This is a genomic window from Micromonospora sp. NPDC047793 (assembly GCF_040642635.1).
Lineage (GTDB): Bacteria > Actinomycetota > Actinomycetes > Mycobacteriales > Micromonosporaceae > Micromonospora.
In genome coordinates this window covers 62,201-84,044 of the sequence record NZ_JBEYSG010000004.1, presented here as the reverse complement: position 1 = coordinate 84,044, position 21,844 = coordinate 62,201, and the positions used below count along the sequence as shown (strand labels likewise).

Sequence of the window (21,844 nt, the reverse complement as noted above, 5' to 3'; positions counted from 1 at the left end):
AGTGAAGCGATGATGCCCGCCATGCGCTTCTACCGGGTAGTGCCCAAACGCTATCGACTTCGGCTGGTCCAACTTCTTCCTCCGCAGCGTCAACTCTGGCTGGTCCGCAGGCTCACCCGACTCGCGCCACGACGGGCTAAGACGCCGATCGGTGGAGTACACCGTGTCCGCGACCGGGGCATCCGGGTGGGCGCCCAGGTGGTTGATCAGGTGACTCCACTCGCGCTCTGGCAGCGAAACCTCGACCTGGTCACGCAAACGCTCGACCAGGCAGGGATCGAGCACTTCTGCGTCCGCCACACCGACGACATGCGCAGCGCGGTCGCGGTGCCACTGGCCCGCAAGGGAGCGGCACTCCGGGTGCTCCAGCAACTCGCCCGCCGACCTGAGGTGACGGTGCGTGTGGTCAACGCGGTAGGGAAGCGTGTCAGCACCAAGCAGCGTGACGGGATCGTCCAAGTCTTCCACGCAGTATCCAACGCGACCGGAACGACGGTCTTCGGCAGGAGCTTCGCTTCCGAGGTCGAGTTCTGGACGGTCATGACGCCCAGCGATCGACCGATCACCGAGATCGTCGCGCCGCGCGGCAACCAGGTCGCCACTACCCTGCCAGCGCAGGGCCAATCGGTCCGAGTGCCGGCCTCACGGCTGACTCGGCTGGCCCCCGACAGGGACGCTCCGGCCCGGTACCAGAGCCGGACGGAGTTCGCGGATCTCGGCCACGAACACGTCACCTTCCCGATAGACGCCGTCTACACCTGGGTGGACGGCAACGACGCCGACTGGCTCCAGCGCAAGACCCAGGCTCTGCGTGATCAGGCCAAGACCGAGATCAGCGATGTCGCGGCCCATTCGTCTCGTTACGTCAGCCGGGACGAGCTTCGCCACTCATTGCGTTCGGTGGTGAGCTTCATGCCGTGGATCCGAATGATCTATCTGGTGACAGACGACCAGATCCCGCCGTGGCTGGACGTGGCCCACCCGATGATCAAGGTGGTACGGCACCGCGACATCTTCCGCGACACCGGTGAGCTGCCCACCTTCAACTCGCACGCCATCGAGTCCCGGCTGCACCGCATCGAGGGACTCAGTGAGCACTTCATCTACATCAACGACGACATGTTCTTCGGCCGTCCCCTGTTGCCGACCAAGTTCTTCCATGCCAACGGTCTGGCAAAGTTCTTCCCCTCACCGGCCCAGCTCGATGTCGGACCGGCGACCGTCCACGACGCCCCGGTCACCGCTGCCGGAAAGAACAACCGGCGGCACATCCAAGAGATCTTCGGACGTACGATCACCCAGAAGATGCGCCACGTGCCTTACCCCCTGCGTAAGAGTGTGCTGGAGGACATCGAGCGGCATCTCACCGACGAAGTGATCGCGACAGCCGGGCACCAGTTCCGACACCCGGCCGACCTGTCCATCCCATCGTCCCTGCAGCACTACTGGTCGTACTTTTCGGGCAAGGCGGCCCCTGGTTCCATTTCGTACGCCTACACCGATCTGGCCAGTCCGTCCACACCGGTTCAGTTGGCAAGGCTCCTCGCGCGCCGCGACCGCGACGCCTTCTGCTTGAACGACACCGACTCGGGAACGGTCTCGGTCACCGAGCAGCACGCGATGCTCACGGAGTTCCTCTCGGCGTACTTCCCGTTCCGGGCGCCGTTCGAGCTTCCCGCCGACGTCGAGGCGAAGCGCTCACGCCACACCGCGACCGCGCTCGCCGCGTCGAGCCTACCGCTGGAGCACACGAGCAGCCCGATCAGACAGCTTCGCGAGGAGAATCAGGTCGGCAGTGCCGTCAACGGCCGGGAGCCGGTCGGATGAGTTCGAGCCAACGCCGATGGTCGGCCGAGCCACCGCTGCGTCTCCTCCAAGTGGTCAGCGGCGCCCGACGCCGGGCGGGCCAGGTCGCGGACCGGCTGACCCAGCGCGCCAACCACCTCCGCCGCGACCCGGTCGCCGATCTCCCTCGGGCCGCCTGCGGCTATCTCGCAGTGCTCGACGGACGCACGCTGCATCTGCACGCGTTGGTGCCCGCCGTCGACATACCTGCACCTGAGCGGGCGGCGCTGTTGTTCGTTCAGGGGGAACGGGTCGCGGCGACGTGTTCGGCAACGGTAGGTACAGAGGGCGACGTCGTTTCGGTGACCGCAAGGGTCTCCTTCGGCAACGGCAATGACGAAGTCTTGCTCGACAAAGGTGTCTGGTCGCTCGTGCTCTCCCTCTCCGACGAGTTCGGTGAACGGCGGTTCGGGCTGAGCACCGGCACATCGTCGGAGGACGACGGACCAACGGTCCCAAGTCCGCCGCACCCGATCTCCGGATGGCGGTACGAGCCGACCTGCTGCCACCAGGGACTGGCCCAGCTGAACGTGGCAGCGGCCAAGGCTCGGGCCGAGGTGACACGACTCGCGACCGGACGAACCGACGCACAGATCAAGGCGCGTCTCGTTGGTGTGCGCGCGGTGGAGCATCCGGCGATGGTGTTCTCTCCACGCGGTGGCGGCTCGGACGTGATCGTCCCGATCGATCCGGTCGATGGGCGGTTCGAGGTCACGGTGCCGCTGGCCGACCTGGTCTCCGGTCCGCCAGGGGTCGAGGTGATCTGGGAGGCGTGGGTACGCACCTCTCCCACTCGGATGATCCGCCTAGGCCGCTTCCTGCACGATCTACGCGATCCACGCAGTGTCTTCCGAGTCAGCCGGACCACCGTCGCGATCGGTGATCACCACTTCGTGGGCTATCGGCCCTACTACACCAAAGCCGGCAACCTGGCCGTGGCTTGCCTGCACTTCACAAGGACAGCGACATGAAGATCACCTTTCTCCTGAACACGGCCGACGCCCTCGGTGGCACCGAAAGGGCCATCTTGACGCAGGCCGACCACCTGGCGCGTCGACACGACGTCGAAGTGATCAGTGTGTTCCGTACCAGCGCAACGAGCTTCTTCGGGATGGACGATCGGGTGCGGCGGCGTTACCTGGTCGACCTCACCGGGTCCACGCCGCGACCGCAACGCCCGACCACCCTGGACGATGCCGCCTGCGACCTTCTTGCCCGCAGCAGTAGCCGACTCGTTCCGAAGGCATGGGAGAAGCAGTTCAACCGCCTGGCCGATCTGGAGGTCGAGCACGCGCTGCGGTCACTGAACTCTGATGTACTGGTCTCGTCGTCACCCGCGTTGATGTCGCTGGCGACGACCCTGGCGCCACCTCATGTCGTGACCGTGCATCAGGAGCACAGGCCGTCACAGCTACGCGGCGGGACCGGCCAACCGCTGTTCCAGATGTCCCCACGGCTGGACGCCCTGATAGTGCTGACCGATCGGACTCGTGACTGGTTCGTCGACACCTTCGGCGCGTCCTGCCCTCGCCTCGAAGTGATCCCCAACAGTATCCCTGACGGTTTTCGACCTCGGTCCGACCTGCGCAACCCGGTGGTAGCCATCGCCGGACGGATGGTGCCGGAGAAGCGGATCGACCACGCCATTCGTGCCTTCGGGAAGGTCGCTGCCGCCCATCCGGACTGGACGTTACGCGTCTACGGCGACGGCCCATTGCTGCCGGACATGCGTCGGCTCGCCGCCGACCTTGGTCTACACGACAACGTGCAACTCGTCGGGGCTACTGACCGAATGACGGAAGAGTGGTCCAAGGCAAGCATCGCGATGCTGTCCTCGCAAGACGGCGAGGCCCTGCCGCTGGTGCTGCTGGAAGCGTTCGCCGCAGGTGTCCCGGCGGTGAGTTACGACATCCAGACCGGGCCAGCCGAGATCATCACACACGGTGTGGATGGTCTGCTGGTCAGCGCTGGTGACGAAGATCAGCTCGCGCAGGCCCTGATCCGGCTCATCGCCGACGACGACCTGCGCCTACGTTTCGGCGCGAACGCCCTCGTCGCCGCCGATCGCTACCGCATCGAGCCGATCATGCAGCGCTGGGAGGATCTCTTCGCAGAGCTTGTGGCCGAGCACACCAACACCGAACGGACTCGCGCCGACCGACTCGCGACCTGGCTGGCGCGAGCCGGTGGGTCCGGCTTCGCACCGGTCGCCCCTCGGTCCGGCCACACCACGACTGGCCGGGACCTGGAGACGCTTGAGCAGCGCATCGAGCAAGCAGTCCCCGGGCTGGTCCGCACTGGTGGTCGGCTGAGCATCGTCCGCGACGACCTTGTTCCCACTGAGGTCGCGTACGCCAACTTCGCCGCAGTGGTCGACGTGCTGGAGGAGCACGACATCCCTTACTGGGTCGCCCGCGACTCCGGGGTGAGGCACCGTGTCGTCGTTCCGCTCGACTATCGGGACGTAACTCTCGGCGTCCTGACGACCTCCTTCGCCATGGCTCCCTACTACGCCGAAACCCTGGCCGCTGGCGCCAAGGTCACCGGGGTGACCTTGGTCGCCTGCCTGGCCGCTGAGGCGCGGGCAGTAGAAGCTGTCGGTCTGCGGGTATTTCAACCGGTCGTCTCTCCGTCCCGGACCCTTCGTTACGGACCTGCCGTCGGCTGCGACGTCGAATTCTGGACGCCCACGGCAGACGGCGACTCGCTCACTGCGACCCGCCGCACTCTTCTGGGTGACACCGTGCCGGTCGCGGCGATGGTGCCAGCGACGGTCATCATCCGCGACCGGGAGCATCCCACCATCGAGCCGCTGACCCGAAGGTTGGTCTCTGACGTCGACTTTCCCATCGACGTCGTCTACACCTGGGTCGACGGCGCTGACCCCGCCTGGCTGGCGAGCAAGAACAGCACCCTCGCGGCGTCAGGCCGGCCCCTGGTCGACGCTGCGGAGAACATCGCGCGGTTCCGGGACCGCGAGGAACTGCGTTACTCGCTGCGCTCCATCGACATGTACGCGCCCTGGGTGCGCAACATCTATCTGGTCACGGCCGGGCAGGCACCGGCGTGGCTGGACGCCGATCATCCAAGGGTCACCATCGTCGATCATCGGGACGTGTTCGGCCAACGGGGCGCTCTGCCCACCTTCAACTCGCACGCCATCGAATCGCAACTGCACCATATCGACGGCTTGGCCGAGCACTTCATCTACTTCAACGACGACTTCTTTCTGGGACGTTCGGTCGCGCCGTCACTGTTCTTCCGCAGCAGTGGCCTGGCGCAGTTCTTCCTCTCGCCGACCTCCATCCCGATGGTCGACATCAATCCGGAGGACGACTTCAACTTCAGTGCGGCCAAGAACAACCGGCGACTCATCCAACAGACGTTCGGCACCACCCTTGCCCACGGACTGCTACACGCGCCGTACCCGATGCGTCGCAGCGTCGCGTACGACCTCGACAAGGCGTTCGCAAACGAGGTGAATCGGACGGCGGCAAGCCGGTTGCGTGACCACACCGATGTCTCGGTTGCTTCCTCCCTCCACCACTACTACAGCTATCTCACCGGACGCTCGGTGCAGGGGCACATCCGGGTCAGCTACGTGAACACCGGTGACCCGACGGAGCACCCGCAACTGACACAGATTCTCGTGACGCGGGGTTACGACGCATTCTGTCTCAACGACACGCATCACGGCAGCCTCGACGAGGCCGAGCAGAACAGAGTCGTCGCCGGGTTCCTCGAGAGCTACTTCCCTGTCGCGAGCCAGTTCGAACGAGGCAGCGCGCGAAACCGAGCGCTGAGGCCGGCGTAGCGCGACATGTCGTCGAGCGCCGGGATGACTGATCGACCCGGCGCTCGACTCAGGATGCTCGGAAGTTCCCGAGGGTCTTGAGCATGCTGTTCGGCAGCGTCGGAGCGTCCACCGAGGGCTGGCGCGCACTCGGCACCGACTGCTGCGCGTCACGCCACAGTGCGCTGGCGCTCAGTGTGCGGCGTTCCGCCACCTCGTCGTCGGGCAGTTCGAACGGTGCGGGGAAGGGAAGGTAGCGGGGCAGGAAGTCGGCCAGCATCCGCTCCTGGTCGGCGAACGCGCGCGGATCCGAATCGGTGTCGTTGAGGCAGAACACGTCGCGGTGGCGGCGCGCCAGCAGCTCGGCGAGACGGGCCGGGGTGGACGGATGGCCGAGGTCGGCGTACTCGTACTCGATGTCGGCGGGTACGGCCTGGCCGGTCAGGTACGCCCAGTACTGGTGCAGCGACGACGGGATCGACAGGTCCTCGTGGTGCCGGAACAGGTGCTGGGCGGTGGCGGTGACGTCCGCCCGGAGCACCTCCTCGATCTGGTGCATGATGCTGCGCCGCAGGGCGAACGGGGTGTGCTTCATCTTCTGCGTGATGGTCACCCCGAACTGCCGCTGGATGTGCCGGCGGTTGTTCTTCCCGGCGGCGTTCACCGGTGGGTCGCCGGGCTTCGCCTCGCCGAGCCCGAACTGCGCCGGGGACAGGAAGAACTTCGCGATCCCGTTGGCATGGAAGAAGTGCGTGGGCAGGAGCGGGCGGCCCAGGAAGACGTCGTCGTTGAGATAGAGGAAGTGTTCCGCCAGGCCGTCGATCCGGTGCAGCCGGGATTCGATGGCGTGCGAGTTGAACGACGACAGGCCGCCGAGGTCGGCGAAGAGGTCGGCGTGCGAGACCACGGTGATCATCGGGTGGCTCGGATCGAGCCAGCTCGGCAGTTGGCTGTCGGTGACCACGAAGATCTTCCGCAGCCAGGGCGCGAAGCTGTGCAGCGCCCGCATCGCGTACCGCAGCTCGTCGCGGTTGTGGTAGCGGGAGGTGTTGGCGGCGATGGCGTGCAGCGCGTCGCCGGGTGTGCCGAGTGCCGCCTGCTTGCGCTCCTGCCACTCCGGGTCCGAGCCGTCCACCCAGGTGAAGACCGCGTCGATCGGGAACCCGACCCGGTCCGGGGCGCGTACGGCGAGGTCACGGCGGGTGCCGTAGTGGTGGTCGTCGGCCTCGGGCACGAAGTGGCTGAGCAGTGCCGCCGCGACCCGGACCGGCTCGGCGACGGCCGGCGCCTCGTCGATGACCGCGTTGTGCCGGGGTGCGCGCACCACGTCCTCGACGCGGGTCCACAGCTCGATCTCGCAGGCGAACTCCGCGCCCAGCACCACACCGGCCCGCACGTCGGTCACCGGGAACCACACCTGGATCACCTCGGTCGGCGCCAGGTCGGGCTGGTGGCGTCCGGGCCGGACCTCGACGACGCGGACGTGTGCCCCGGCGAGCTGCGGCGCGGAACCGACCAGGTCACGCAGGTCGTCCTGCTCGTCGTCCAGCACCGCCACGGTGCTGCGCAGGTAGTCGTCGTTGCGGACGCAGTGGTATTCGATGCCGGCGGACTCCAGGGTGGAGGTGACGGCGGTCAGGTTGCGGTGCCACATCTGCAACGGTGTGGCCGCCGCGACCACCTCGGCCTCGGTGCGGACGCCGTCGTCGGTGACGGTCACCGAGGCGCCGACCGGATGCAGGGTCTCGCCGCCGCGAGGTCGGGTGAGGGTACGCACGACGCCGATCCGCCGGTGCTCCGGAAGCAGCCGCAGCAGGCGGCGCCGGGCAGCGAGCGGCAGCAGGCGGTAGACGCGCAGCGCTATCACGTGACCGGCCGTCGAGTTCGGCGGGTCACCTGCCGGGCGGCCACGTCAGTGGTGACGCCGGTGTGACGAGACGACGGCTTCCCGCCGCCCGGACCGAACAACCGCTCCAGCAGTCATCCCCGAATGCCTTTCTGCACAGCTCCCCGTTGTGCGCGGCTCGGTGATCGATTCGCTGACCGTTCGGCCGTTCCTCGACCACGCACCGGTGTCAGGTGCTGACTGGACGGGTGCCGCGCAGGTCGGACCATAGCAGCGGGTCCGGGAGCGGGACAGCGATGAATCCGTGGCCTCGCCGCCGAAGCCCGATGATCTCGCCAGATACATCTATGTTTGGGAGTATCTGCCCGAAGAATCCTGGCCGTTCAGGTGGCCCAGCGGTGAACGGACGGTGTCCGCTGGTCGTCCCGCGCACCGCCGCCGAGGGCACCCCCGGACCGCGCCGCCCCGGCGCCCCGGACCGGATGGCAGAGTGGGGTGGTGACCGGGACCGCGCCGACCGCGAGCCGGACGCTGCGCCCGCCACCCGGCTACCGGCTGGCCGCCACGATCCGGCCGCTCACCTTCAGCCCGTACGATCCCTGCGCCCGGATCGTCGACGGCACCCTGTGGTGGGCGACCCGTACACCGACGGGACCCGGCACCCTCGCGCTGCGCGGGACCGGGTCCGAGCTGCGGGCCGACGGGTACGGGCCGGGTGGCGACTGGCTGGTCGCGCACGCCGACGCCGTCGCCGGGCTGCGTGACGACCTGACCGGCTTCGCCGATCTGGCCCGGTCGCATCCCGTGGTGGCGCGACTCGCGGCCCGACACGCCGGGTTGCGGATGCCCGCCACCGGCCTGGTCTTCCCCCGGGTGCTCCGGGCCGTCTTCGAGCAGAAGGTGACCGGCAAGGAGGCCTACCGGGCGTACGCCGCCACCGTCCGTCACTTCGCCGAACCGGCACCGGGGCCGGTGCCGTTGCTGCTGCCGCCCGAGCCGGCCGCCGTCGCGGCCACTCCGTACTGGGTGTTCCACCCGTTCGGGGTCGAACAGCGCCGGGCCGAGACCCTGCGCCGGGCCGCCGCCGTCGCCGACCGGCTGGAGCGCTGCGCGGACAGCGCCGAAGCCACCCGCCGGTTGACCGCCGTCGCCGGCATCGGCGTCTGGACCGCCGCCGAGGTGGTACGTGTGGCGTACGGCGACGCGGACGCGGTGAGCGTCGGCGACTACCACGTACCGAACACGGTGGCCTGGGCGTTGGCCGGTGAGCCGCGTGGTGACGACGCCCGGCTGCTGGAGCTGCTGGAACCGTTCCGGGGACACCGGGGCCGGGTCTGCCGGCTGCTGGAGGTCGCCGGCGTCCAGGCACCGAAGTTCGGTCCCCGCGCGCCGATCCGCTCCTTCGCCCGCTTCTGACCGGATCAGGCGGCTTCGCGCAGGGCGGATCAGGCGGCTTCGCGCAGGTCCGCCAGGCTCACCGGGGTACGCCGACGCAGCAGCTCCGCCAGCTCGGGCACCGAGCCCACCTCGCCGAGGACGTTCTTGCCCCCGCCGAAGCGCTGCGGATAGTGCTGGACCAGCCGGTACACGTACCGGCGCTGGATCAGCTCGACGCTGACCCGCCACCGCCCGCAGCACCCGCACACCCACTCCGACACTCCGCGAAAGTAGCTCTGACCTGCGGTTTCCTGATTCGCCCGGGCCGGGCGGCAGGGCGTACGGGCGGACACCGCGCCCACGGCGCGGCGGTGATCTGCCTCACCGTTGTCGGTGTGGTCTGGTTGACTGGTCGCCGTGGACCTGCCGATCAACCCGCCGCTGGAGCCGATGCTGGCCCGCAGTGTGGCGTCGATCCCGACCGCGACCGGGATGACCTACGAACCCAAGTGGGACGGCTTCCGCTGCATCGTCTTCCGCGACGGCGACGAGGTGGAGCTGGCCAGCCGGGGTGGCAAGACGATGACCCGCTACTTCCCCGAGGTGGTGGAGCAGGCCCGTCGGCAACTGCCGGAGCGCTGCGCGGTCGACGGAGAGCTGATCGTGATCCGCCGGGACGGCCCCGGCGGGCAGCCCCGGCTCGACTTCGAGTTGCTGGCCCAGCGCATCCACCCGGCGGCCTCCCGGGTGACACTGCTGGCCGAGACCACTCCGGCCGACTTCGTCGCCTTCGACCTGCTGGCGCTGGACGGCGAGAGCCTGCTCGACGCGCCCTACCCGACCCGCCGCGCCCGACTGGAGCAGGCGCTGGCCGGGGTACGCCCACCGGTGCACGTCACCCAGGTCACCACCGACGCGGACACCGCCCGCCGCTGGTTCGACGTGTTCGAGGGCGCCGGGTTGGACGGGTTGATCGCCAAGCCGGCCGACCTGCCGTACGAGCCGGGCAAGCGGTTGATGTTCAAGGTCAAGCACGCGCGTACCGCCGACGCGGTGGTGGCCGGCTTCCGGTGGCACAAGTCCGGCCCGGTGGTGGGCTCGCTGCTGCTCGGGCTCTACGACGACGAGGGTCTGCTGCACCACGTCGGCGTGAGCGCCTCGTTCACCATGGCCCGCCGGGCCGAGCTGCTGGAGGAGTTGGCGCCCTATCGCGACGTCGGCGCCGAGCATCCGTGGGTGCACGGCGACCACGAGCGGGGCCAGCGCATCCCGGGCGGGGTCAGCCGGTGGACCGGCACCAAGAACCTGGAATGGGAGCCGGTCCGCCCGGAGCTGGTGGTCGAGGTGGCGTACGACGCGATGGAGGGCGACCGGTTCCGGCACACCGCGCGGTTCGTCCGCTGGCGGCCCGACCGCGACCCGCGTTCCTGCCGATACGATCAACTCGACCGGCCGGTGCGGTTCGACGTGGACCAGGTCCTGCGGGGTGACCCGGCGGTGCCGGTGGGATCCGCGTCCGACTGACCCGCACCCGACCGACCCGCGGCCGTCGACCCGATCACGGAGGCCCAGCTCGTGACCCGTACTTCCGACCGGATCCGCCGCCTGCGGCTCACCCTGGCCGGCCTGACCGCCGCCATGGTCGTCACCGCCGGCTGTACGCTGCCGGCCTTCGCGCCGCGCGCCGACGTCGAGGCGCAAGGGTCGGCCGCCCCACCCGGCACGGCACCCGACTGGCGGGCCTGCCCCGAGGTCCCCGACGACCTGGTCGGACGCAGCGCCCCCGGCGTCCGGTACGACTGCGCCCGCATCCAGGTGCCGCGCGACTGGGCCGGCGGCACCGGCGCCACCACCGGTCCCGGTGCCGACGAGACCTTCGAGATCGCCCTGTTGCGGGTCCGTTCCGACAACCAGCGCAACCGCATCGGCTCGCTGCTGATCAACCCGGGCGGCCCGGGTGGCTCGGGCGTGGACACCGCCGTCTACCTCTCCTTCGGCGAGCAGTTCGGCGGCCTGCCCGACAGCATCCTGCAACGGTTCGACATCATCGGCTTCGACCCGCGCGGCGTGGCCCGGTCCAGCCCGGTCGAGTGCATCTCCGACGCCGACCTGGACGGCGTCTTCGGCTACGACCCCGACCCGGAGAGCCAGGAGAAGTTCGACGTCTACGTCACCATGGCCAAGCGGATCGGCCAGAGCTGCGGCGACAAGTACGGCGACCAGCTCAAGCTCTACTCCACCGAGCAGACCGCCCGGGACATGGACGCGATCCGCGCGGCCGTCGGCGACGACAAGATGACCTACCTCGGATACTCCTACGGCACGCTGCTCGGCGCCACGTACGCCCAACTCTTCCCGCAGCGGGTGCGGGCGCTGGTGCTCGACGGCGCGGTCGACCCCCGGCAGAATCTGATCGCCGGTTCGGAGAGCCAGGCCAAGGGCTTCGAGCGCGCCTTCGACAACTTCGGCCGGTGGTGCGCGGCCAACGCCGGCAACTGCCCGATCGCCCCCGACGCCCGAGCCGCGGTCGTCTCCGCCATCGACAAGGCCAGGTCCTCCCCCGTCCGCTCCGCCGACGGCCGCGAGGCCACCTCCGGCTGGATCTTCTACGCGGTCATCTCGTCGCTCTACAACGAGACCGGCTGGCGGCAGCTCGCCCGCGCCATCGACCAGCTGGACCAGGGCAACCCCGACGCGGTGTTCCAGCTCGCCGACAACTACACCGACCGCGACGACAACGGCCGCTACACCAACCTCTTCGACGCCAACACGGCGATCAACTGCGCCGACGACGAGGAACGCCCCAGCCTGGAACGGATCCGCCAGTTGCAGTCCGAGTGGCGTACGCAGTACCCGCTCTTCGGTCCGGCGCTCGCCACCGGCCTGATCTCCTGCACCGAGTGGCCCGGCGGCAGCGACCCCTACCCCACCGGTCGCGCCGAAGGTGCCCCGCCGATCCTGGTCATCGGCACCACCGGCGACCCGGCCACGCCCTACGAACAGACCCCGGCCCTGGCCGAGATGCTCGGCGTCGGACGCGTACTGACCTGGGAGGGCGAGGGGCACACCGCATACCCGCAGACGCCCTGCATCACCGAGGCCGTCGACGCGTACCTGATCGACCTCACCGTCCCCGCCGAAGGCAAGCGCTGCCCCGCCCGTTAGCGACCCGAGGAAGATCCGGATACGTCGAGGCCCCACTCACCGAGGACGAGCCGCCGGGCCACCTGCCGCCCCTGCCGGTCGAGTGCGGACCCGCCGGCGCCCCGATCGCGGTGATACAGGGCGTCACCCGCCAGAACGACGGATGACGCTGCTCCGCCGCGCATCGGTTCGCGCCGCTGTGGGACGCTCGCGGGATGAGCGACGTGTTCTTCCGGGAGGCGGTCCGGGCCGACCTACCCGCCGTCCTCGATCTCCTCGCCGACGACGTGTTGGGGCGTACCCGTGACGTCGGGGAGGTCGACGCCGTCTACGAGAAGGCGTTCGCCGACATCGGTGCCGATCCGCGTAACCACCTCGTCGTCGCCGAGGCCGACGGTGAGGTGCTGGGATGCATGCAGCTCACCTACATCCCGGGACTCGGCCGGCACGGCACGGAGCGGCTGTTGATCGAGGCGGTGCGGATCCGCTCGGACCGGCGCGGGCGGGGCGTGGGCCGCCTGATGATGACCTGGGCGATCGACCGCGCCCGGCAGCGCGGCTGCGGGCTGGTGCAGCTCACCAGCGACAAGAGCCGCCATGACGCACACCGTTTCTATCTCGGCCTCGGCTTCGTCCCGAGTCACGAGGGCATGAAGCTCAGTATCTGACCCTCTCCTCGGCCGACGGTCCCGTGAGCCGCTCAAGATCCCGCTCGATCCTGGATCGAGTGGTTGTCCGCGCGCTCCAAAGCCACTCGATCCAGGATCGAGCGTGACCTTGCCGAGCACACCGGGTCGACAGCGGCACGGCACGGCACGGGTCAGCGGGGGCGGTCGCGGTCCTTGGAGGGTTGGACCCGCTTCGGTTCGCCGGGCATCTTCGGGTGGTCCGGCGGGTACGGCAGGTCGCCCTCGCCGGCTGCCGCGTCCCGCTCGGCCCACTCCAGCAGCGGGGTGATGTCCCACGCGGCGTCGTCGATGCCGGCGTGCGGGTCGCCGCGCTCGGCCAACCGCTGCGGCACGGTCCGCAGGTCGAAGTCGTCGGGGTCGACGTCGGGCAGCTCGTCCCAGGTGACCGGGGTGGAGACGGTGGCCCGGGCGTTGGCCCGCAACGAGTACGCGCACGCGATGGTGCGGTCCCGGGCCATCTGGTTGTAGTCGACGAAGACGCGTTCGCCGCGTTCCTCCTTCCACCACGCGGTGGTGACCAGCTCGGGGCGGCGGCGGGCCAGTTCCCGGGCCAGCGCGATGGTGGCCCGGCGCACCTCGACGAAGCTCCAGTGCGGCTGGATACGCAGGTAGACGTGCACGCCCCGGCCGCCGGAGGTCTTCGGCCAGCCCGGCGCCCCCAGCTCGTCGAGGATCACGCGCAGCTCGGCGGCGGCGGTGGCCGCGTGGGCGAAGTCGGTGCCGGGCTGCGGGTCGAGGTCGACGCGCAGCTCGTCGGGACGGTCGACGTCGGCGGCGCGTACCGGCCAGGGGTGGAACACCACGGTGCCCATCTGCGCGGCCCACGCCACGTGGGCGAGGTCCGCCGGGCACAGCTCCGCCGCCCTGCGTCCGCTGGGGAAGCTGATCTCGGCGGTACGCACCCAGGGCGGCACACCCCGCGTCGGCACCCGCTTCTGGAAGAACATCTCGCCCTCGATGCCGTCCGGAAAGCGTTGCAGGGTCGTCGGGCGGTCGCCCAGCGCCCGCATGATGCCGTCGCCGACGCTGCGGTAGTAGTGGAAGACGTCGGCCTTGGTGAAGCCGCGCTTCGGGAAGATCACCCGATCCGGGCTGGAGAGCCGTACCGTGTGCCCGGCGACCTCGATCTCCTCGGCCGCAGCCTTCGCACCTGCCATGGCGCGACCATATGCGATGGGTCCGACCTTCGACGTACGGTTGTCCGGTGAGTCTTCCCGACAGCGAACTGCCCCGCACCGACGACGAGTGGCGGGTCCGGCTCAGCCCCGAGGAGTTCCGGGTACTGCGCGAGGCCGGCACCGAACCGGCATGGACCGGAGAGTACGTCGACACCAAGACGCCGGGGATGTACCGCTGCCGTGCCTGCGGCGCGGAGCTGTACCCGAGCGACACCAAGTTCGACTCGCACTGCGGCTGGCCGAGCTTCGACGACGCCATCCCGGGCGCGATCACCGAGATCGAGGACGACAGCCACGGCATGCGGCGGGTCGAGATCCGCTGCGCCCGCTGCGACAGCCACCTGGGGCACGTCTTCCGAGGCGAGGGCTTCACCTCGAAGAACACCCGGCACTGCGTGAACTCGCTCTCCATCCGCCTGGACCCCAGCACCGCCTGACCCCGGCCGGCGGCACCAGCCGTCGGCCCGCGTCGTGCCGGGTCAGCCGTCGGCCGCCGGGCGCGCGGTCAGCATCGCCACCTGGGCGGTACGCGACTGCCCGACGCGTTGGGCGAGGTCGCGTACCCGCTCGTCGGTGCCGGCCGCGAGGTGCGCCCGGGCCAGGTCGGCGGCGGCCTGTTGGTGGGCGCCGAGCACCTCGACGAGTACCGCGTCGACCTGGCCGGGCGCGGCGTCGCGGAGCCGGGCCAACTGGTCCGGGCCGGTGCCGTGCCCGGCGTGATCGTCGGCCCGCGCGGTGCGACCGGCCTGCGCCAGCCAGGCACGCGCGTCGGCCAGCTCGTCGGTCTCGGTCACCTCGATGGCGGCCACCAGGGTCCGTAGCTCATCGTCGACCAGCCGGCCCCGCACCAGCCGGACGATCTCCAGGGTCTGCTCGGTGTGCCCGGCCATCATCGACAGGAACAGCAGGTCGATGCCGGTCATCTCGGTCGTGACGGAGGGCGTGGCCGGGGCGGCGACCGCTGACGGCGTACCGCTCGGCGCCTGGTCCCCGGCAGACCCGGACGAGCCGCCGCATCCGACGGCGAGCAGCACGACGAGCAGGGCGGGCAGTGCGGCAGGCCAGCGACGCGACGCGACGGACCGCACGGCACGCCGGTGGGACGCGGCGGCGCGTACCGCCGGGTGGGGAGCCGGCGCGAGGTGCGGTGCGGGCCGGGCCCGACCGCACCTCACGCTGGTCAGACCTGGGTCCACAGCGCCGGTACGTTCGGCGGCTCCCATCCGGCGATGGCGGTGTGCGCCTGCCGGCAGCGGTACGTGCGCCCGCCGTAGGTGACCTGGTCGCCCACGGCGTACGCCCGGCCGGCGGTCCACGTGCCCCCGACCGGCGGGTTGGTGGTCGGGCCGGTCGTCGGGGTGGGCGACGGTGCCGGCGGGGTGGTCGGGCTCGGGCTCGGCGTGGGGTTGCCGCCGCCACCGACCTGCAGGTCGACGCAGGAGTAGAAGGCGTTGGCGGTGTCCGAGATGTTCCAGACTGCCAGCAGCTTCTGACGGCCCGAGTAACCGGACAGGTTCACGGTGTGCGAGACGGTGGGACCCGGCTGGCGATTGCCGCCGCTGAACACCGCGACCCGGGTGTTGCCGATGAAGTACTCCCAGTCGCGGGTGGCGTGCTGCGCGGTGTTGACCCAGGTGAAGGTCACCGTGGTGCCGACCGAGGTGGCGGGCCAGCCCCGGTTGTCGTCGTTGAGGACGGCGAAGTGGGAGATGTTGGCGTGGCAGGTGCGGAGCCCCTTGGGGCCTTCCACGCTCTGCGGCTCCCAGCGGATCTGGCCGCAGTCCGGTACGCGGTTCTGGGCGCAGAGCGCCTGGCGGCTAGGCGGCGACGAGACGTAGCCGTGGGCCTGGGCCGGGGTCGCGACGGCCAGGGTGGAGACCATGGCCCCGGCGGCGACGAGCGGGAGGGTGATTCTTCGACGCATGGCGGCACTCCCTTTCGGCATGTTGCCTGGTGAGGTGCCACCAACATAATTTAAACCTTGTTAACAGTAAAGACCGCTATCGATAAAACGCACGGTGCGCGCATCCGAGGCCCCTCAGGTCGCGCCCGCGCGTCGATCCAGGTCCGCCCACACTTCCTCCCGCCTCACGATCATCAGCCGGCAGCGCCCGCCCGACGTCGGCCCACCGGCCCGCCCGCGCCCGGCCGGACGCCTCGCGCCGTGGCCGACGCGCGTCGGCGACACGCCGAGCGAACCGGACGAGTCAGCGCGATTTCGCGTCGCACCAAGCCGAGATCAGGGCAAACTTGCACAAAAGGCTCTAACTGGAGGGATCCGTCGTGGCCACCTGTGAGGTCTGCGGTAACGACTACTGGCTGGCGTTCGAGGTGCGCACGGTCAGCGGTGACGTGCACACGTTCGACAGCTTCGAGTGCGCCAGCCACAAGCTGGCCCCCATCTGCGAACACTGCGGCGTCAAGATCCTCGGACACGGCGTGGAGGTCTCCGGCCGCTTCTTCTGCTGCGGGCACTGCGCACGGGCGGTGGAGACGGAGCAGGGTGCCGAGATCCGCGACGCCGTCGGCGCCCGCCCCGCCTGACCCACCGCGCGACGGCTCCCCCGCTGAACGCCGCCCCACGCGCGCCAGCGCCGCACCGCACTAGCGCCGCCGCACCGCACTAGCGCCGCCGCACCGCACTAGCGCCGCCGCGCACGCTGGCGCCGCCGGGCCCACGCGTTAGCAGGGGTCCCCTGCTATGCACGAGGCGTTAGCAGGGGACCCCTCCTTTCACGCGACCGGGCACGGCCTAACCTGGCCGGGTGTCGAGCACCGAACTGCGGGTCGCGCGCTTCACCGACCTGGACGCCCGGACCTTCCACGACCTGGTACGCCTGCGCGCCGACGTGTTCGTGGTCGAGCAGCAGTGCCCGTACCCGGAACTCGACGGACGGGACGTCGAACCGGGCACCTGGCACCTCTGGCTGGCCCACGGCGGCGCACCCGTCGCGTACCTGCGGATCCTGGCCGACCCGGACGGCGTCGCCAGGATCGGACGGGTGGTGGTGGCCCCGGCGGCGCGCGGCGGCGGGCACGCCGGGCGGCTGATGACGGAGGCGCTGGCCCGGATCGGTGACCGTCCCTGCGTGCTGGACGCCCAGTCACACCTGGTGGCGCTCTACGCCAGGTACGGCTTCACGGCCAGCGGGCCCGAGTACGTCGAGGACGGCATCTCGCACACCCCGATGCGCCGCGTGGCCTGAGCAGCCGGGCAGTCCCGCCCAGCCCACCATCGAATTGACCAGTGGCGATGGTGTGTGCCATTCTTCGGGCGAAGCCAGGGCAACGTGATCAGGCCGGGAGAGGCAACTCCCGTGCGATCCGGGCGATGTCGCGATCCGACGACTCCCCCTGGGGGCTCCATGTCCAAGCTAGTTCGAAAATCACGGGCACTGTCGCTGTTGGGTGTGGCGGCCGGTGCCATGCTGCTGCTCTCCACAGCGCTTGTCGCTCCGGTGTCCGCGCACGGTTCGGTGGCCAACCCGATCTCCCGCAACTACGGCTGCTGGCAGCGCTGGGGCGGTGACTTCCAGAACCCGCGGATGGCCACCGAGGACCCGATGTGCTGGCAGGCCTGGCAGGCCAACCCGAACGCCATGTGGAACTGGAACGGCCTGTTCCGCGAGGGGGTGGCCGGCAACCACCAGGGCGCCATCCCGAACGGCCAGCTCTGCTCCGGAGGCCGTACCGAGAGCGGGCGCTACAACGCGTTGGACGCCGTCGGCGCCTGGCGGACCACCTCGGTGGCCAACAGCTTCCGGCTCAAGTTCTTCGACCAGGCCAGCCACGGTGCCGACTACATCCGGGTGTACGCCTCCCGGCAGGGCTACGACGTCCTGACCAAGCCACTGGCCTGGTCCGACCTGGAACTGGTCGGCCAGATCGGTAACACTCCGGCCTCGCAGTGGCAGCGCGAGGTCGACGGGGTGTCCACCGAGATCCCGGTGAACGCGCCGGGTCGCAGCGGACGGCACGTGCTGTTCACCGTCTGGCAGGCCAGCCACACGGACCAGTCGTACTACATCTGCAGCGACGTGCAGTTCGGTGGCGGCACCACGCCTCCCCCGACCACCCCGCCGGCCTCGCCGACGCCGACGCCGACCTTCGACCCGCCCACCACGCCGCCGACGACCACCGCACCGCCGGTGGCGGGTGCCTGCGCGGCGACGTACCGGGTGACCTCGACCTGGTCCGGTGGTTTCCAGGGTGAGGTGCAGGTGACCGCGGGCAGCGCGGCCATCCGGAGTTGGCGGGTGACCTGGACGTACGCCAGCGGCCAGCAGGTCAGCCAGGCGTGGAACGCCACCCTCAGTTCCAGCGGTTCGACGGTGACCGCCCAGAACGTCAGCTACAACGGCGGCCTCGGAGCCGGAGCCAGCACCACCTTCGGCTTCCTGGCCTCCGGCAGCGGGTCGAGCGCACCGACGCTGACCTGCACGGCGACCACCTGACCCCGGACGGGGCCGCGCCTACTCCCTCGGGCGCGGCCCCGGCCGGCTCGTCGCGTCGGCCGATGCCGCCGCACGCCGGGCGATGCCGGCTGCGCTGCGCGATGCCGGCGTCCGCCGGGCGTTGGTGCCGTGCGCTACGCGTTGGTGCCGTGCGCTACGCGTTGGTGTTAGCAGGGGTCCCCTGCTATGCACGAGGCGTTAGCACGGGGCCCTTCCTTACACCTCGGCCGGCGTATCAAGCGAGTGCGGAGACGATGTCGGCGATCGGGCGGCGGCGGCCGGTGTAGAACGGCACCTCCTCGCGGACGTGCAGCCGTGCCCGCGAGCCGCGCAGGTCACGCATCAGGTCGACGATGCGGTGCAGTTCGTCCGCCTCGAAGGCCAGCATCCACTCGTAGTCGCCGAGCGCGAACGAGGCGACCGTGTTGGCGCGGACGTCCGGGTAGCCCCGGGCCATCTTGCCGTGCTCGGCGAGCAGCTCACGCCGCTCGGCGTCGGGCAGCAGGTACCAGTCGTACGAGCGCACGAACGGGTAGACGCACAGGTAGGCGCGGGCCTCCTCGCCGGCCAGGAAGGCCGGGATGTGACTCTTGTTGAACTCGGCCGGCCGGTGCAGCGCCATCTGTGACCAGACCGGGGTCAGCGCCCGCCCCAGGGCGGTCCGCCGCAGTCGCAGGTACGCGTCCTGGAGGTCGTCACTGGACGAGGAGTGCCACCAGATCATCAGGTCCGCGTCGGCGCGCAGACCGGAGACGTCGTACGTGCCGCGCACCACGACGTCCTTGCCGGCCAACTCCTCGATCAGCGACTCGACCTCGCCGGTCACGTTGTCGCGCAGTGACGGCAGCGGCGCGCTGGCCCGGAACACCGACCACATCGTGTAGCGGATGGTGTCGTTGAGTTCCCGCAGCCGGGCCGCGTTGCTCTGCTCGGTCATCTGCCCGATCCCTCCAGTGCTGTGATGATCTCTTCGGCCGCCGTCTCGCCGGAGCGGACGCAGACCGGAATGCCGACCCCGTCGTAGCCCGCACCGGCCAGCGCCAGCGTCGGACGTGTCGCCCGCAGCGCGGCCCGCGCGGCGGCCACCCGGTCGAGATGACCGGGGGTGTACTGCGGCAACGCGCCGCCCCACCGCTGCACGTGCCCGTCCACCGGGGCGGGCAGTGGCGTGTCGAGCACCCCCGACAGCTCCCGGTGCACGGTGGCGGCGAGGTCCTGGTCGGGGCGCTGGAGCTGGGCCTCGTCGCGGTAGCGGCCGACCGAGGCGCGGACCAGGGCCAGCCCGTCGGACCGGCGCAGGTGTCCCCACTTGGTGGTGAAGAAGGTGGACGCCTTGATCAGCAGGCCCTCGGTGCCGGGCACCAGGAAGCCGGAGAGCGCCGGCAGCGCCGGCTCCGGCAGGGCCAGGGTGACCAGGGCGACGCTGGCGTAGTCCAACTCGCCGATCCGCGCCGCCACCTCGGCGGCCGTCTCGGCGAGCAGGCGGGCCGCCGGGCGGGCCGGTACGGCCAGCACCACCGCGTCGACCTCGACGTGCTCCGGGTCGCGGGTGGGGCCGACGGTGAGCCGCCAGCCGGAGCCGACCGGGGCCAGTTCGCGGACCGCCGCGTTGCGCCGGACGGTCGCCCCGCCGGCCGTCGCGGCGGCGTCGACCAGGGTGCCCAGTCCGCCGGACAGGGTGCCGAAGACCGGCTCGCCGGGGGCGCGGGGGGTGGCGGCCTGCGCCGCGCGTACCGCACCGAGCAGCGTGTGCTCCGTCCGGGCCGCCCGGGCCAGCGCCGGCATGGTGGTGGCCAGTGAGAGGTCGTCGGCGCGGCCGGCGTACACGCCGCCGAGCATCGGGTCGACCAGCCGGTCGACCACCTCGTCGCCGAAGCGGGCGCGGACCAGCGCGCCGACGGCGACGTCCTCGTCCGGGCCGAGCAGCGGCCGACCGCCGTCGTGGTCGGCCACCGGCGTCGGCCGGGCCACCGCCGTCACCTTCGCCAGATCCCCGGGTACGCCCACCAGCGTCCCGCCCGGGATCGGGCGCAGCCCGCCGTCGACGGCGAGGGCGGCCTGCCCGACGGTCGGGTGCACGATCCGGTCGGCCAGCCCGAGTCGGCGGACCAGGGTCACCGCGGCCGACTCACCGCCGGCCGGGTCACGCATCAGGAACGACTCGGCGCCGAACTCCACCGGCCCGCCGGCCAGCTCGCCGGTGCGCAGCTTGCCACCGATCACGCCGGACTGCTCGTACACGGTGATCTCGGTGCCCTCGGGGGCCCGGTCGCGCAACCGCAACGCGGCGGCCAGCCCGGTGATGCCGCCGCCGACCACCGCCACCCGCCACCGCGTCGCCATGGCGGTCAGTCCCGGGCGGAGAGCTCGTGGACCAGCGCGACCACCCGGGTCAACACCTCCGGATCGGTCTCCGGCAGGACGCCGTGGCCGAGGTTGAACACGTGACCGGGGGTGGCCCGGCCCTCGTCGAGGATCCGCCGCACCTCGGCCTCGATCACCGGCCACGGGGCGAACAGCAGGCACGGGTCGAGGTTGCCCTGCACGGCCTTGTCCGGCCCGATCCGGCCGGTCGCGACGTCCAGCGGCGTACGCCAGTCCACGCCGACCACGTCGGCACCGGCCTCGCCCATCGCGCCGAGCAGCTCGGCGGTGCCCACCCCGAAGTGGATCCGGGGCACACCCGAGTCGGCCAGCCCGCTGAGCACGGCCGTCGAGTGGGGCAGCACGAAGCGACGGTAGTCGGCCTCGGAGAGCGCGCCGGCCCAGGAGTCGAAGAGCTGCACGGCGGAGACCCCGGCCTCGATCTGTACGCGCAGGAAGGCCAACGTCACCTCGGCCAGCCGGCCGGCCAGCGCGTGCCACAGCTCGGGCTCGCCGTACATCAGGGCCTTGGTCTTGGCGTGGGTCCGCGACGGCCCGCCCTCGACCAGGTAGCTGGCGAGCGTGAAGGGGGCACCGGCGAAGCCGATCAGCGGCGTGTCGCCCAACTCCTTGACCAGCATCCGGACCGCCTCGTCGACGTACCCGACGTCGCTGCGGTCGATGGGTCGGATCCGCGCGACGTCGGCGGCGGTGCGGACCGGTTCGGCCACCACCGGGCCGGTCCCGGGCACGATGTCCAGGTCGACCCCGGCGGCGGCGACCGGCACCACGATGTCGCTGAAGAGGATCGCCGCGTCCACGTGGTGCCGGCGTACCGGCTGGAGGGTGATCTCGGTGACCAGCTCGGGGCGGCGGCAGGACTCCAGCATCGCCACGTTGGCCCGGATCTGGCGGTACTCCGGCAGCGAGCGGCCGGCCTGGCGCATGAACCAGACCGGGGTGTGTGGGACGGACCGGCGGCGGCACGCCCGCACGAAGGGCGAGTCGGCCGGCCCGTCGGGGCGGGTTGCGTCGTCTCGGGCGGCGTCGCCCGTGGTCTCGGTGGCCATCGCGGCCATCGTGCCACGCGGCCGATCCCCACCCCGCGCCCACCGCCGGCTTTGTGACGTAGCGGGCGTGCAAGGAAGGGCCCC

19 protein-coding genes are annotated in these 21,844 nt (G+C 70.7%); 11 read left to right on the top strand and 8 right to left on the bottom strand.

The annotated features are described in order from the left end of the window. Window positions 1-21: 21 nt before the first annotated feature. The 3 genes from ABZ738_RS10545 to ABZ738_RS10535 are packed head-to-tail and all read left to right on the top strand — an operon-like array spanning window position 22 to window position 5,659. Window positions 22-1,827, top strand: a complete 1,806-nt coding sequence (locus tag ABZ738_RS10545) for a stealth family protein (protein ID WP_236145693.1) — start codon at window positions 22-24, stop codon at window positions 1,825-1,827. Continuing rightward, on the top strand, window positions 1,824-2,816 hold the full coding sequence (locus ABZ738_RS10540) for a hypothetical protein (RefSeq protein ID WP_131052824.1): 993 nt from the start codon (window positions 1,824-1,826) through the stop codon (window positions 2,814-2,816). Before ABZ738_RS10545 ends, ABZ738_RS10540 begins: the two co-directional genes overlap by 4 nt. Further along, entirely contained in the window at window positions 2,813-5,659 is a 2,847-nt protein-coding gene (locus ABZ738_RS10535; protein WP_131052825.1) for a stealth conserved region 3 domain-containing protein, read from the top strand. Before ABZ738_RS10540 ends, ABZ738_RS10535 begins: the two co-directional genes overlap by 4 nt. A 49-nt stretch (window positions 5,660-5,708) precedes the next feature. On the opposite strand, the gene ABZ738_RS10530 is transcribed toward ABZ738_RS10535, so the two are convergent. Then, entirely contained in the window at window positions 5,709-7,505 is a 1,797-nt protein-coding gene (locus ABZ738_RS10530; protein WP_131052826.1) for a stealth family protein, read from the bottom strand. A 477-nt stretch (window positions 7,506-7,982) separates the two neighbouring features. Between ABZ738_RS10530 and ABZ738_RS10525 the strand changes: the two genes are divergently transcribed. Beyond that, window positions 7,983-8,900 carry a DNA-3-methyladenine glycosylase 2 family protein gene (locus tag ABZ738_RS10525; protein ID WP_357212351.1) on the top strand — a complete coding sequence of 306 codons (918 nt, stop codon included), beginning with the start codon at window positions 7,983-7,985 and terminating at the stop codon, window positions 8,898-8,900. A gap of 29 nt (window positions 8,901-8,929) precedes the next feature. Here the strand turns inward: ABZ738_RS10525 and ABZ738_RS10520 are convergent, their stop codons facing one another. Further along, on the bottom strand, window positions 8,930-9,142 hold the full coding sequence (locus tag ABZ738_RS10520) for a hypothetical protein (protein ID WP_131052828.1): 213 nt from the start codon (window positions 9,140-9,142) through the stop codon (window positions 8,930-8,932). Between the two features lie 136 nt (window positions 9,143-9,278). Between ABZ738_RS10520 and ABZ738_RS10515 the strand changes: the two genes are divergently transcribed. The 3 genes from ABZ738_RS10515 to ABZ738_RS10505 all read left to right on the top strand — a co-directional run bounded on the left by ABZ738_RS10515 (window position 9,279) and on the right by ABZ738_RS10505 (window position 12,673). After that, window positions 9,279-10,385, top strand: coding sequence for an ATP-dependent DNA ligase (locus ABZ738_RS10515; RefSeq protein ID WP_357212349.1), 1,107 nt, complete (start codon window positions 9,279-9,281; stop codon window positions 10,383-10,385). Window positions 10,386-10,499: 114 nt separating this feature from the next. Then, window positions 10,500-12,026 (top strand): alpha/beta hydrolase, encoded by a 1,527-nt coding sequence (locus ABZ738_RS10510; RefSeq protein WP_357212720.1) that lies wholly within the window; start codon window positions 10,500-10,502, stop codon window positions 12,024-12,026. Between the two features lie 194 nt (window positions 12,027-12,220). After that, on the top strand, window positions 12,221-12,673 hold the full coding sequence (locus ABZ738_RS10505) for a GNAT family N-acetyltransferase (protein ID WP_131052830.1): 453 nt from the start codon (window positions 12,221-12,223) through the stop codon (window positions 12,671-12,673). Between the two features lie 152 nt (window positions 12,674-12,825). Here the strand turns inward: ABZ738_RS10505 and ligD are convergent, their stop codons facing one another. Continuing rightward, window positions 12,826-13,851 carry a non-homologous end-joining DNA ligase gene (ligD, locus tag ABZ738_RS10500; RefSeq protein ID WP_357212347.1) on the bottom strand — a complete coding sequence of 342 codons (1,026 nt, stop codon included), beginning with the start codon at window positions 13,849-13,851 and terminating at the stop codon, window positions 12,826-12,828. Between the two features lie 47 nt (window positions 13,852-13,898). Between ligD and msrB the strand changes: the two genes are divergently transcribed. Next, complete coding sequence (gene msrB / locus ABZ738_RS10495; RefSeq protein ID WP_131052832.1) at window positions 13,899-14,309, top strand: peptide-methionine (R)-S-oxide reductase MsrB; 411 nt, start codon at window positions 13,899-13,901, stop codon at window positions 14,307-14,309. A gap of 42 nt (window positions 14,310-14,351) precedes the next feature. Here the strand turns inward: msrB and ABZ738_RS10490 are convergent, their stop codons facing one another. Further along, window positions 14,352-14,960, bottom strand: a complete 609-nt coding sequence (locus ABZ738_RS10490) for a DUF305 domain-containing protein (protein WP_357212344.1) — start codon at window positions 14,958-14,960, stop codon at window positions 14,352-14,354. A gap of 92 nt (window positions 14,961-15,052) precedes the next feature. Further along, window positions 15,053-15,796 (bottom strand): lytic polysaccharide monooxygenase, encoded by a 744-nt coding sequence (locus ABZ738_RS10485; RefSeq protein WP_357212342.1) that lies wholly within the window; start codon window positions 15,794-15,796, stop codon window positions 15,053-15,055. Between the two features lie 359 nt (window positions 15,797-16,155). On the opposite strand from ABZ738_RS10485, the gene ABZ738_RS10480 reads away from it, so the two are divergent. The 3 genes from ABZ738_RS10480 (at window position 16,156) to ABZ738_RS10470 (ending at window position 18,326) form a co-directional block, all read left to right on the top strand. Next, complete coding sequence (locus tag ABZ738_RS10480; protein WP_131057241.1) at window positions 16,156-16,416, top strand: Prokaryotic metallothionein; 261 nt, start codon at window positions 16,156-16,158, stop codon at window positions 16,414-16,416. Between the two features lie 221 nt (window positions 16,417-16,637). Next, window positions 16,638-17,078, top strand: coding sequence for a GNAT family N-acetyltransferase (locus tag ABZ738_RS10475; RefSeq protein ID WP_357212340.1), 441 nt, complete (start codon window positions 16,638-16,640; stop codon window positions 17,076-17,078). 219 nt (window positions 17,079-17,297) lie between these two features. After that, complete coding sequence (locus ABZ738_RS10470) at window positions 17,298-18,326, top strand: lytic polysaccharide monooxygenase (RefSeq protein ID WP_236146023.1); 1,029 nt, start codon at window positions 17,298-17,300, stop codon at window positions 18,324-18,326. Between the two features lie 235 nt (window positions 18,327-18,561). On the opposite strand, the gene hemQ is transcribed toward ABZ738_RS10470, so the two are convergent. From hemQ to hemE, 3 genes are read right to left on the bottom strand one after another with little or no spacing between them, the layout of a single operon-like run. Next, window positions 18,562-19,263: a hydrogen peroxide-dependent heme synthase gene (hemQ, locus tag ABZ738_RS10465; RefSeq protein ID WP_131057853.1), complete on the bottom strand. Its 702-nt coding sequence runs from the start codon at window positions 19,261-19,263 to the stop codon at window positions 18,562-18,564. After that, a complete protein-coding gene (gene hemG / locus ABZ738_RS10460) occupies window positions 19,260-20,669 on the bottom strand; it encodes a protoporphyrinogen oxidase (RefSeq protein ID WP_357212338.1) in 1,410 nt (469 codons plus the stop codon). The genes hemQ and hemG overlap by 4 nt, the downstream gene beginning before the upstream one ends. Before the next feature lie 5 nt (window positions 20,670-20,674). Then, complete coding sequence (hemE, locus tag ABZ738_RS10455; RefSeq protein WP_131056946.1) at window positions 20,675-21,760, bottom strand: uroporphyrinogen decarboxylase; 1,086 nt, start codon at window positions 21,758-21,760, stop codon at window positions 20,675-20,677. Window positions 21,761-21,844 lie beyond the last annotated feature (84 nt).